Here is a 12877-nt window from a genome sequence, read left to right as displayed (position 1 = left end):
TAACCTGAACTCATCCGGCAAGGCTATGGCTATTCGTTCGGGCGGACCTGCACCAATATGCTGACATTCAGGGCATTTTGCAGCGCGCATATGATGGCTGCCATATTCCTGCTTGTGGGATTTCCCCGCTTGCTCAACATCCGGTGCAGGCTTTTGCTGCTGATGTGAGTGCGGCGGGCCAGTTCCCCAAATCCAATAGTGAGATTAACCAGATCCCTGAACAGCATGCGTGAGAATTCCTCATCGACGTCGTTTTTGCATTGATAGTGCAATTCCAATGCCTTTTCAAAAACCTCGATTGGCTGGAAGGGATCGAAACCGGCGAAATTCGGTGGCAATTCACCTGGCTTGCTCATCCCCATCCTTTCATGTCCCACAATTCCATCCCTATCGGGTTTCATTTCGGGCCACATATTTCCTAAAGACGGCTTCCCTTCGGAATGCACGCTCCGCGGGCGGCACATCGCCGGCCACTTATCTATAAGTCAGAATCACGGGCTTCACAACCTGATCGGACCGCCAACGACCGGCTGCTTGGTATCGCTCAAGTTTTCACTGTTTGCAAGGAGAGTCCACGGCAGGCTGGCATTCGTGGATCGTGAGAATCAGTTTTGGCCTCAGGCATCCAGCGCACACAGCGTTTCGGCTCGTGCAGCGTGCCGGCGCTGAACAATTCCACCATTCAATCGGCCAGGAAAGGCGTACGGCAGCCCTTGAAGCATTGAACCGTACATCATCGGGCGCTGCTTGTCTCCTGCTCCTGCGCCAGCGGCTATGCCCGCGGCGCGGTGTGCGGATAAAAGCGGCGAAAGAACCATTGCTTGATCCACTCCGCAATGAACAGGTAGCAGAGCAATACGCCTGCAAGGATCACGAAAAAGGACGGCGGCGGCGCGACGAAGCCAAGCTGCGCGCCCGCAGGCGTGAACGGCAGCAGTGCGGCCACTGTCACCGTCAGCAGCGCACAGGCAATCAGCCACGGATGGGGACGACTCGAAAGCGGATTCCTGCGGGTGCGGATGATGAAGATCACCAGCACCTGGGTGGCAATGGACTCGATGAACCAGCCCGTGTGAAACAGCGGCGCTTGCGCATGGAAGATCTTCAGCATGATGCCGAAGGTCAGGAAGTCGAAGAATGAACTGACGGGACCGAAGACCAGCATGAAATTGCGGATGAAGTCCATGTCCCAGCGCCGCGGGTAGCCAAGGGAGTCCTCATCCACGCGGTCGAGCGGAATCGGAAGCTCGGACAGGTCGTAGAGAAGATTGTTGAGCAGGATTTGTATCGGCAGCATCGGAAGAAAGGGCAGGAACAGCGATGCCCCGGCCATGCTGAACATGTTGCCGAAGTTGGAACTGGTTCCCATCATGATGTACTTCATGGTGTTGCCGAAGGTGCGGCGGCCTTCCAGCACGCCGGCATGGAGGACGCCCAGGTCCTGCTCCAGCAGGATCATGTCGGCCGCGGCCTTTGCCACGTCCACCGCGCTCTCCACCGAAATGCCGACGTCGGCCGAGTGCAGCGAGGGCGCGTCGTTGATGCCGTCGCCGAGGTAGCCGACCACATGCCCCTTGCGCTGCAGCGCCAGGATGATGCGGTTCTTCTGCGCCGGCGCCACCCGGCAGAAAAGCGTGGTCCGCTCCGCGCAGGCAGCCAGCGCCAGGTCATCCATGCGGGCGATGTCGGCGCCGGTCAGCACCCCGGTCACCCCAAGGCCGAGCTGGGCGCAGATATGCCGCGTGACCAGTTCGTTGTCGCCGGTAATGACCTTGATGGCGACATGGTCGGCTGCCAGCTTCGCCAGCGCCGCCCGCGCGCTTTGCTTGGGCGGATCGAGAAAGGCGGCAAACCCGGCGAACACCAGTTCGGTTTCATCGCTCACCACCGCATGGGGATGCGCCCTATCCACCGGACGGGTCGCGACAGCAAGCACCCGGAAGCCTTCGCTGCCAAGCGCTTCGAACCGGGCCTGGATTGCCTCGCGTGTCGCATCGCCCATGGGACGCGCGCCGCATCCATCGTCCAGGTCATAGCTGACCGACAGGCGAAGGATGTCTTCGGGCGCGCCCTTGACGATCAGCAGGCGGGACGCGCCGTCGTCAAGCAGCACGGACACCCGGCGCCGCTCGAAATCGAAAGGCACTTCATCGATCTTGCGCCAGCTTGTCGCGTCGATCTCCGCGTGCTCGAGGATGGCGTCGTCCAGCGGGCTCTTTAAGCCGGTCTCGAAGAAGCTGTTGAGATAGACCAGTTCCAGCACATGCCGGCTGTCGTGGCCAAGCGGGTCCACATGTCGTTCCAGGTGAATGCGCGCTTCGGTCAGGGTGCCGGTCTTGTCGGTGCACAGCACATCCATGCTGCCGAGGTTATGGATGGCGGCCAGGCGCTTGACGATCACCTTGCTGGCGGCCATGCGCAGCGCGCCACGCGCCAGGGTAACCGAGACCACCATCGGCAGCAGCTCGGGCGTGAGGCCCACGGCCAGCGCCACCGCAAACAGGAACGACTCCAGCCAGGGGCGGTGGAAGAAGGCATTCACCAGCAGGACGAACAGCACCAGCAGGATCGTCATGCGCATGATCAGGATGCCGAAACGCCGGGTGCCCTGCTCGAAGGCGGTAGGAGGCGCCTTTGCCAGCAGCGTGTCGGCGATTTCGCCGAGGGCGGTAGCGCCGCCGGTGCGGCACATCAGAACCTTCGCCGTGCCGCTGACGACCGACGTGCCGAGCAGCACGGTGTTGCCTGCGGCAAGGATGGTGGTCTGCGCCGGCACATCGCCGGGCGTCTTTTCCACCGGATACGGCTCGCCGGTCAGCATGGCCTGGTCGACGAAGAAATCCCTTGCCTCGAGGAGCCGGCCGTCGCAGGGAATCAGGTCGCCCGCTGCCAGCAGCACGACATCGCCCGGCACCAGGTCCGCTATCGGGACCTCGGCCTGCCTGCCGTCCCTCAGCACCCTTGCATGCACCGCCACCGACTGGCGCAGCCGGTCCGCCGCCTGCCCTGCCCGGTATTCCTGGAAGAAATCGAGGCTGACGCTGATGAACACGATGGCTGCGATGATGAAGAAGCTGACGGCATCCCCGGTGAATGCCGACAGCCCGCTGGCAACCAGCAGGATGATCACCAGGGGATTGCGGAATTTGGCCAGGAACTGTAGAGCCAGCCCAGTCCTGCGTTCGCCATGCACGGCATTCGGGCCGAATCGCGCCAGGCGCGTGGCTGCCGCGGCGGCGCCGAGTCCGTCCGCACTTGCATCCAGACGGGTCATCAGCGCCGCGAGGGGCTCTTGCCAGAATGCGGCATCCTTTTCAACGGCGGGCGCGGGCATCGGATCTCCCTTCCTGACGGCGAGTGACGGCCAGACATGTCCGGGCGGGTTTTCCTGCCTGCAGCAGGCATCCGGCATGCAAGGGCAGGCCATGAGCCTGCCCGACTACTGTCGCAACTTGCCGCGCCGCTGCCAATGCTCAAGATCAAGGGGCGAGCAGAAGCCGATGCTCGGCGCATGCCGGCCCGGCGCGGCAGGTCGCCAGCAACGGGAACCAGCGCCGTGACAAAGGACGACGCCTATTCCCTGCCAGCCGCTGTGGGACCCGCGCCGTTCCTGGCCGGCGCGGAACCATGCCTGGACACGATGCCCGACAGGCTGCCCGCCATCAGCGCGGTAATGTCCAGCATGATTGCCGGCAATGCCAGTCCGCCCGGCGAGGCCAGGTACAGCGGCCGCCAGACTGGATCGAACTTCTGCTTGTAACGGCGCAGGCCTTCGAAGTTATAGAAGTGCTCGCCGTGCCGGTAGACAAAGGTCCCGACATGGGACCAGAGATCGCGCTGCGAACCGGCCTTCAGATTGGACAGCGGCGCCATGCCCAGGTTGAACCACTGGTAGCCTTCGCGCCGGCCCCACAGCATCAGTTCGCAGAACAGCAGGTCCATCGTGCCGTTTGCCGCGGTGGGCAGGTGCCGCATCAGGTCGATCGACAATTCCTCCCTGCCCGCGCCCAGCCAGAGATTGGCGAAGGCAATGATGCCGCCATCGGCTTCAATCACCGCCACCGGAAATTGCGAAAGATAATGGCTATCGAACGAGGCATTGGAAAACCCTTTCTCCGCCACGTTCTTCGCCGCCAGCCACGCATCCGACACGGCCTTCAGCGCAGGCAGGACAGCGGGGACTTCCTCACGGGACAGGATGCGGAAGCGGCAGCCGCGACGCGTCAGCCGGGAACGCGCTTCGCGCAGCTTCTTGCTTCCCGGTTTGTCGAGGGTGAATTCCGGAAGCGGCACGCGCGCTTCCTCGCCCAGCGGCGTCAGCGCCAGGCCCAGCTCGGCACACTGCGACCGCCACTTCTCGCCGACCTCGAACAGCACGCACCAGCCGTCGAAACGGTCAGAGAGCGCATGGAATTGCCAGATCAGTTCGCGGGCGCTCTGTTCCGGCCCGATCGGCTCCCCCAGGGCAATCCAGCTGCGGCCACGGCGGCCATACATCAGGAAGGCATCCCCCGATGCGCTGAAGAGCAGCGCCTTGTCGCCACGCAGCGCGAGATTGGCATTGGTCGCCCGCGATTGCTCCACGATCGGGCGCGCCCTTGCCAGGGTGGCGGCGTCCGGAATCTCCAGCGGCGGCCTGACGGGCCTGAGCAGGCGGTAAAACGCAAAGATGGCGATCAGCGCCGTCGCCCCGACGGTGGCGCGCTGGGAGCGTGGCGCCTCGGCATGCAGCGCAAAATCCCACCAGGCCATCTGGTTGATGGGCGTCTGCTCATGGGTCAGGAACAGCAGCAGATAGGATGCCAGCAGCACGGTCAGGATCGCTGCCGTCCAGCCGCGGGTGAAGGGCTCGCAGAGCAGGGAGGACCGGCGATAGAACTGGCCGCGCAGCGGCAACAGCGCAAGGCATGCAAGGCCCAGCAGGGTGGCTTCCTCGACATCCTTTCCCTTGAGCAGGGACAGCAGCGCACCCACCGCGAGCAAGGCCAGCGCCAGCTGCCAGCCGGCGTCGAGACGGCGCCCCAGCGCATGGGCGAGCAGCAATAAGGTTGCGCCAGCCAGGCTGGCAAGGAAATGGGAAGCCTCGATATAGGGAAGGGCCAGGACGCGATGCAGCGCCTCCAGCCGACCGCTTGCCGCCGGAACCGCGCCCGAGAACAGCAGCACCGCGCCGGCGATGAATACCAGCAGTGCAACCAGGCGGGGCGCGGCGGCGAAGCGCTGGCTCACGATGGGCGCTTCAGCCAGCCGCATCGTGGGCAGGCAGCTGCCTTAAGGCTCCTGCCGCAGCAGGCCTGGAGGCATGGACAGGCAGCGTCCTGAAAACGCTGCGAGGGACTGCAGGACAACGTTGCCCGCACGGGGAAGCGCCATCCGGGAAGAAAAGAAGGAAGCCACTATGCCCTCATGCCGCAACCGGGTCTCGCCTTGCGGCAAGGTGCGCCTCCTGCAGCCTTGCTGCAGGAATCATGTCGATGCGGCCATCCGGCTGGAAACCAGGCGCCGGGTAAACGTCCTCGCTGCCCGGAACGGCCAGCATTTCCAGGCGGAGCAGGTGCAGGTCCCTCAGCACTTCCTGCATGGTGCCCAGCAATACGGACTGGTTCCTGGTCTCGTACCGTTGCGACGTCATCGTCGCCATCCGTTCCTTCAGGCTGCTTATTCTTTGCTTCAGCTCGCCGATCTGGCAGTCCAGCGTGATCAGGTCGATTTGCTCGCTCAATTTCCCAGCCATATTTTTCTTTTCCGGATGTGGTGATGAATGACGCAGATATTGCCGTATAACCACTTAATCAGGGCAGTTGCGCTATTGATGCGGCGCAATAAAGCAGCGTGCAGGCGCCGACAAGCTGCTTGTGCGGTCGGATCGGCGTAGCCCGGTCGTTGCAGGCAGTCTCCTGTTACTTCAGTTTTTCATCCTCGCTCTTGGCTTCGGCCATGGCTTCGGGCTCGAGTTTCTCCGCCATGCCGTTCATTCGCACGAAATAGCCCCAGGCGGCAAGCAGCACGCCGACGGCAACCAGCAGCACCGCCGCATAGACAAGCTGCGTGGGATCCTCGTGCAGGGCCTTGAAGGTCGCGACCAGGCCTTCGATCGCAAGCGCGACGATGACCACGACGAAAAAGCGCGACAGGAAGCGCCTGACCCGGGTTGGCGCGCTGATGTCGGCGTCGCGCACCACCTCTTCTTCGACGATGGTTTCCGCGATCTGCAGCGCCACCACGGCGGCGGCGACCAGGCCAACCGCTTCGATGATGCCCAGCGCCGCGGCGCCGTCGAAACCGGCGGCGATGGTATCCCACCCCATGCGGGCGCCAATGCCGATCAGCAGCAATGCCGCGCAGGCGAATAGCAGCGCCATCGCGCAGTGCACGAGGCGAAAGAGATTCTGTATGAGTTTCATTGGCGAATGATGGCATAGCCGGTGCGACGGCGTTTTGCTGTAACCGGCCTCCAGGAAGGGATTCGAGATGTCAGCCGTCCCGCCATCCCGGCCCGCTGCGCATCATCGGCAGCCGGCAGGCACAGCCGCACGGCGTCGATTTCCTGCTTGCATCGAACCTGCCCTTTTACAGCATCTCAACTAAAAAAGCGGCGGGCGTTTCCACGCACCGCCGCAAAGGGCATCCCCGGATGCCCTGCCTGTTGTCGCGCAGGTCAGCGTGCCGCCAGGTTCGCTCCCGCGATGCCTGCATCAGGCTGCGCATCCCAGCCGCCGCCCAGCGCGCGGATCAGCGCCACGGTGGTGACTGCGCGGTCGCTGCGCAATTGCACGGCGCTGCGTTCCACCGCCGCCAGGTTGCGCTGGGCGTCGAGCAGGTCCAGGTAGCTGGAGCGGCCTGCGTCATACAGCTTCTGCGCCAGGCCGGCCGAACGGCGCGCCGAGGCCAGCGCCTGGTCGATTTCCACGGTCTGCTGCGCCAGGATGCGCAGCCCGGCCAGGTTGTCCTCGACCTCGGCAAAGGCCGTCAGGACCGTCTGGCGGTAACTGGCGACGGCCTCTTCCAGCGCCGCCTCGCTGCGCACGATGTTGTTGCGGTTGCGGCCGCCGTCGATCAGCGGCATCGACAGCGCCGCGCCCAGCAGCCAGGAGCGGCTGCTCCACTTGAACACGTCGGCAAGGGCGCCGGCCACGCCGCCGCCATCGGCGCCGATGGTCAGCGCCGGGAACATCGCCGAGCGCGCCACGCCGATGCGCGCGTTGGCCGCTTCCATCGCGCGCTGGGCAGTGGCGATGTCGGGACGGCGCTCCAGCAGCGCGGACGGCAGCCCGGCCGGGATCAGCGGCAAGGCCGCCATGGCGAGCGGGTCGTCGGGCTGGCTCACGCTGGACGCCGGCAGCCCCAGCAGCACCGCCAGTGCATGCTCGGCATTGGCGCGCTGGCGTTGCAGGCCGATTGCATCGGCACGCACCGTCGCCAGCTCGGTACGGGCGCGCGCCAGGTCGAACTCGCCGATGTCGCCCTGCTCGAAGCGGCGGCTGTTGATGCGCACGTTCTCCTCGCGCAGCCCCACCGTGCGCGCCAGGGTAGCCAGTTCGGCGTCGAGCCCGCGCAGCCGGAAGTAGGTCTGCGCCACGTCGGCCTGCAGCGACAGCAGCACCGAGCGCAGGCTGGCCTCCACCGCGCCGGCGTCGCCGCGTGCCGCCGCCACGCTGCTAGCCACCCGGCCGAACAGGTCGACCTCATAGCTTGCGCTCAGGCTGGCGCGGTAGCTGGTGACGGGCGCCACCGCAGTGCCCTCGCCCTGGCGCGCTTCCAGCGGCGACACGCGGGTGCGCTGCGCGCCGACGCCCGCGCCCACCTGCGGCGCGCGGGCGCTTTCGGCAATGCCCGCGATGGCGCGCGCCTGCCTCACGCGCGCCGCCGCCACCGACAGGTTCTGGTTCATGGCCGTTGCCTGTGCGATCAGGCCATCGAGCCGGACGTCATGGAAGGCGCGCCACCATTCCCCGCGCGACTGGCTCTCCGCCGGCTGCGCCGTCTTCCAGGTGGTGCCGTCTTCGGCACGGCGCACCTGGTCCGGGGATGCGGCCGGCATCTGCGGTTCCCTGAACGCGGCCGGGACGGCGACGCCCGGCTGGTCGAAAGCGGGCGCGGCGCAGGCGCTGAGCAGCAGCGCGCCCAGCAGCGCTGCCAGCCGCGGCATGAAGGCCGGGACGGGCCTGGCCCGTGCCGAGGCCGCGAGCGGCACTGCCGGCCTGGCGACGAAGGCCAGGTCCAGCGCTTCGTCGATGTAGCGACCCGGTTTCAACGACGCACTTGGATGCGAAGTTGCGTGCATGGCCGCAAGGTTTGGATGCAGGTTCTTCATTTGACGGTTCCTTCCAGTTCGGCATTGGGGTGCGCCACCGGCCCGGCATCGGCAACGGGCCTGGCCATGCGCATGGCGAGGGTGCGCAGCAGGACGTAGAACACGGGCGTGAGGAACAGGCCGAACAAGGTCACGCCCAGCATGCCGGCAAACACGGCCACGCCCATCGCATGGCGCATCTCGGCCCCCGCGCCGCTGGAGAACACCAGCGGCAGCACGCCCATGATGAAAGCGATCGAGGTCATCAGGATCGGCCGCAGGCGCAGGCGGCAGGCTTCCAGCGCCGCTTCCACCACGGTGCGGCCGTGGTCCTCGAGCTCGCGGGCGAACTCCACGATCAGGATCGCGTTCTTCGACGCCAGCCCCACCAGCACGAACAGCGCGATCTGGGTAAAGATGTTGTTGTCGCCACCGGTCAGCTTGACCCCGATCAGCGCGCAGAGTATCGACATCGGCACGATCAGGATCACCGCCAGCGGCAGGGTCCAGCTCTCGTACTGCGCGGCCAGCACCAGGAACACCAGCAATACGCACAGCGGGAACACGATCACCATGGTGTTGCCGGCCAGGATGTCCTGGTAGGTCAGATCGGTCCATTCATAGGCGATGCCCTTGGGCAGCGTCTCCTTCAGGATCTTCTCCATCTCGGCCTGCGCCTGTCCCGAAGACACGCCGGGGGCCGGGCCGCCATTGAGGTCGGCCGACACGTAGTTGTTATAGCGCTGCACGCGGGCGGGGCCATAGGTGTCCCGCACCTGCATCAGCGAGGACAGCGGCAGCATCTCGCCCTTGTTGTTGCGCACCTTCAGCTGCGTCATCTGCGCCGGCTGCGAGCGGAACTGGGCGTCGGCCTGCACCCGCACCTGGTAGGTCCGGCCGAACTGGTTGAAGTCGTTCACGTACAGCGAGCCGAGGTTGATCTGCAGGGTCTGGTAGATGACCTGCAGCGGCACGCCCAGCTGCTTGGCCTTGACCCGGTCCACATCCGCGAACAGCTGCGGCACGTTGATCTGGTAGCCGGAGAACACGCCGGCCAGCTTCGGGTTCTGCCAGGCCTTCATCTGCACCGCCTGCACTGCCTTGTACAGCGCGTCGTAGCCGACATTGCCGCGGTCCTCGATCATCAGCTTGAAGCCGCCGGTGGTGCCGAGACCATTGACAGGCGGCGGCGGCAGCACCATCACGAAGGCGTCCTGCACCACGCCCATGCGCTTGTTGACCTCGGCGGCGATGGCCTCGGCCGTCATGGATTTGTCCTTGCGCTGGTCGAAGGGCTTGAGGCCAACGAACACGATGCCGGCATTGGGCGCATTGGTGAAGCCGTTGATGGACAGGCCAGGGAAAGAAATCGAGTTCTCCACCCCCGGTATGTCCTTGGCGATGTCGGACATGCGACGGATTACGGCGTCGGTGCGGTCCAGCGAGGCCGCATCGGGCAGCTGAGCAAAGCCGATCAGGTACTGCTTGTCCTGCTGCGGCACGAAGCCCGGCGGCACCGCCCTGAACATGAACAGGCCCGCCACGCCCAGCAGCGCATACACCACCAGCGAGGCGCCCTTGTGGCGCAGCACGCCCTTCACGCCGCCTTCATAACGATGCGCCGAACGGCCGAAGAAGCGGTTGAAGCTGGCGAAGAAGCGGCCGAACACCCGGTCCATGCCCCGCGTCAATGCATCCTTGGGCGCAGCGTGGCTGCGCAGCAGCACGGCCGACAGCGCCGGCGCCAGGGTCAGCGACACGAAGGCCGAGATCACGGTGGAAATGGCAATGGTCAGCGCGAACTGGCGGTAGAACTGGCCGGTCAGGCCGGAGACGAAGGCGATCGGCACGAACACGGCGCACAATACCAGCGCAATTGCAATGATCGGGCCCGATACTTCCTTCATCGCCTGGATGGTGGCGTCGTGCGGCGACAGGCCATTGTCGATGTTGCGCTCGACGTTTTCCACCACCACGATGGCGTCGTCGACCACGATGCCGATCGCCAGCACCAGGCCGAACAGCGACAGCGTGTTGATCGAGAAGCCCAGGCCCAGCATCACCGCAAAGGTGCCGACGATGGACACCGGCACCGCCAGCAGCGGAATCACCGAAGCGCGCCAGGTCTGCAGGAACACGATCACCACCAGCGCAACCAGCAGCACCGCTTCCAGCAGGGTATGAATCACGGAATCGATCGACTCGCGCACGAACTGGGTGGGGTCGTAGACGATGCTGTACTCAACCCCCTCCGGGAAGTCCTTGGACAGCCGCTCCATCGTGGCCCGCACGTCGGTCGAGAGCTGCAGCGCGTTGGCGTTGGGCGCCTCGAAGATCGGGATCGCCACCGCCGAGCGGTTGTTCAGCAGCGAGCGCAGCGCATAGGAGTTCGAGCCCATCTCCAGGCGCGCCACGTCCTTCAACAGCGTGGTGGCGCCGTCGGCATTGGTCTTGACGACGATGTCGCCGAACTGCTCCACGGTCTGCAGGCGGCCCTGGGTATTGACGGTCAGCTGGAACTCGGCGCCCTTGCTCGGGCCCTGGCCGATCACGCCGGCCGCCACCTGCACGTTCTGCTCGCGGATGGCGTCGACCACGTCGCCGGCGGTGAGATTGCGCGCCGCCACCTTCTGCGGGTCCAGCCAGATGCGCATCGCGTAGTCGCCCGAGCCGAACAGCTGCACTTCGCCCATGCCATGCAGGCGCGCCAGCTGGTCCTTCACATTGAGCACCGCATAGTTGCGCAGGTAGAGGTCGTCATAGCGGCCGTCCGGCGAGTTCAGGTGCACCACCATGGTCAGGTTGGGCGAGCTCTTCACGGTGGTCACGCCGATCTGGCGCACCTCTTCCGGCAGGCGCGGCAATGCGCGCTGGACGCGGTTCTGTACCTGGGTCTCGGCCTGCTCGACATTGGTGCCGATGGCAAAGGTCACGGTCAGCTGCAGCGCGCCGTCGGACGTATTTTGCGAGGACATGTAGAGCATGTTCTCGACGCCGTTGATCTGCTCCTCGAGCGGCGCGGCGACGGTCTCGGCGATGACTTTCGGATTGGCGCCGGGATACTGGGCGCGCACCACCACCGACGGCGGCACCACGTCCGGATATTCGGAAACCGGCAGCCTGAAGATCGCGATCAGGCCCGCAACGAACACGATCACCGAAAGCACCGCCGCGAAGATCGGCTTGTCGACAAAAAAGCGTGAAAAATTCATGGTCTACTCCTTCGTGCCGGCAACCGTGCCGGCCATGGCGACTTCCTTCTTGTGCTCGCCATCCATCGGGACCATCTCCGGCGCCAGCGGCGCGCCCGGGCGCACCCGCTGCAGGCCGTTGACAACGATCCTGTCGCCGGTGGCGAGGCCTTCCTTCACCACCCGCAGGCCGTCGATGGCCGGACCGAGCTTCACGGGCCTGTACTCGGCCTTGTTGTCCTTGTCGACCACGAAGACGAACTTGCGATTCTGGTCGGTGTTCACGGCGCGCTCGTCGATCAGGATGGCGTTCGTCATCGCCGTGCCGCCGCCGAGCTGCACGCGTGCAAACAGGCCCGGCACCAGTACGCGGTCGCGGTTCTCGAAGGCGGCGCGCATGCGCACCGAGCCGGTCTGCGTATCGAGCTGGTTGTCGACGAATTCCAGCCTACCCTCGTGCGGGAAGCCTTCCTCGTTGGCCAGGCCGATCTTCACGGCCACCGGCTGGCCCTTGTGGCTCTGCGGGCCGACGCGCAGGTAGGTCGATTCGTCGCCGCTGAAGCTGGCATAGATGCGATCCAGCGACACCACCGACGTCAGCACGGCGGACGCATCGACCAGGTTGCCCAGCGTGATCTCGGCCTTCGACACCCGGCCGTCGATCGGCGAGGCAATCCGGGTGTAGGCCAGGTTCAGCCTGGCCGCTTCGTACTGGGCCTGGGCGGCGCGCGCGTTGGCGTCCAGTTCCTTCTGGCCCGAGGCGCGCTCGTCGTATTCGCGCTGGGCGATGGCGCGGTCGCTCAGCAGGCGCTCGGCGCGGGCCAGTTCCAGGCGCGCCAGGTCCGCCTTGGCGCGGGCGGATCTGGCCGCCGCCTCGGCGCGGTCGGCTTCGGCCTGGTAGGGCCGCGGGTCGATCACGAACAGCACGTCGCCCTTCTTCACTTCGCTGCCGGGCTTGAAATTGACGGCGGTGATGAAGCCCGATACCCGCGGCCGGATCTCGACGCGCTCGATGGCCTCGAGGCGGCCGGAAAACTCCTGCGTCTCGCTGATCTGCTGCTCAAGCACGGCGCTGGCCGACACCGGCGTGGCGGCTGGCGCCTGCTGTGTGGTAGCGGCCTTGCCGGTGGCGTCCGAGCAGCTGGCGAGGGTCGATGCCAATGCGGCCGCGCCAAGCGCAAGCACCAGCGGCCGGGCTCTCGTCTTTAGTGTGGTGAGGATGTTCATGCAGGTTCTCCGTGTTCTGACAAATTCATTCGGTGATTCGGTGATTCGGCGCATTGCTGTCGCTGATGGTGGCGCGCAGGCGGCGCGTCCCGGTTCTTCGGGAAAAGCGGGTCCTCCGTGCCGGCCGGCACGTCCTCTTCCTTCGTAAGCGTTTAATGGCGCAGGG

At 65.4% G+C, this 12877-nt stretch carries 8 protein-coding genes; all 8 read right to left on the bottom strand.

Features of this window, described 5'->3' with window-relative positions; genetic code table 11:
• Positions 1-29 precede the first annotated feature (29 nt).
• Positions 30-356: a helix-turn-helix domain-containing transcriptional regulator gene (locus ABC383_RS25850; RefSeq protein ID WP_413018582.1), complete on the bottom strand. Its 327-nt coding sequence runs from the start codon at positions 354-356 to the stop codon at positions 30-32.
• 416 nt (positions 357-772) lie between these two features.
• Complete coding sequence (gene mgtA / locus ABC383_RS25845; protein WP_413018580.1) at positions 773-3334, bottom strand: magnesium-translocating P-type ATPase; 2562 nt, start codon at positions 3332-3334, stop codon at positions 773-775.
• A gap of 239 nt (positions 3335-3573) precedes the next feature.
• On the bottom strand, positions 3574-5253 hold the full coding sequence (gene mprF / locus ABC383_RS25840) for a bifunctional lysylphosphatidylglycerol flippase/synthetase MprF (protein ID WP_413018578.1): 1680 nt from the start codon (positions 5251-5253) through the stop codon (positions 3574-3576).
• Positions 5254-5404: 151 nt separating this feature from the next.
• Positions 5405-5734, bottom strand: coding sequence for a hypothetical protein (locus ABC383_RS25835; RefSeq protein ID WP_413018576.1), 330 nt, complete (start codon positions 5732-5734; stop codon positions 5405-5407).
• 166 nt (positions 5735-5900) lie between these two features.
• A complete protein-coding gene (locus ABC383_RS25830; RefSeq protein WP_413018574.1) occupies positions 5901-6404 on the bottom strand; it encodes a hypothetical protein in 504 nt (167 codons plus the stop codon).
• 254 nt (positions 6405-6658) lie between these two features.
• Positions 6659-8149, bottom strand: coding sequence for an efflux transporter outer membrane subunit (locus tag ABC383_RS25825; RefSeq protein WP_413019319.1), 1491 nt, complete (start codon positions 8147-8149; stop codon positions 6659-6661).
• Between the two features lie 161 nt (positions 8150-8310).
• Complete coding sequence (locus tag ABC383_RS25820) at positions 8311-11505, bottom strand: efflux RND transporter permease subunit (protein ID WP_413018573.1); 3195 nt, start codon at positions 11503-11505, stop codon at positions 8311-8313.
• 3 nt (positions 11506-11508) lie between these two features.
• Positions 11509-12711: an efflux RND transporter periplasmic adaptor subunit gene (locus tag ABC383_RS25815; protein ID WP_413018571.1), complete on the bottom strand. Its 1203-nt coding sequence runs from the start codon at positions 12709-12711 to the stop codon at positions 11509-11511.
• Between the last annotated feature and the right edge of the window lie 166 nt (positions 12712-12877).

Origin of the sequence: Noviherbaspirillum phoenicis (genome assembly GCF_047237965.1) — a bacterium.
Lineage (GTDB): Bacteria > Pseudomonadota > Gammaproteobacteria > Burkholderiales > Burkholderiaceae_D > Noviherbaspirillum_A.
Note: the sequence above shows the minus strand (reverse complement) of the source record. Positions and strands in the feature narration are given on the sequence as shown.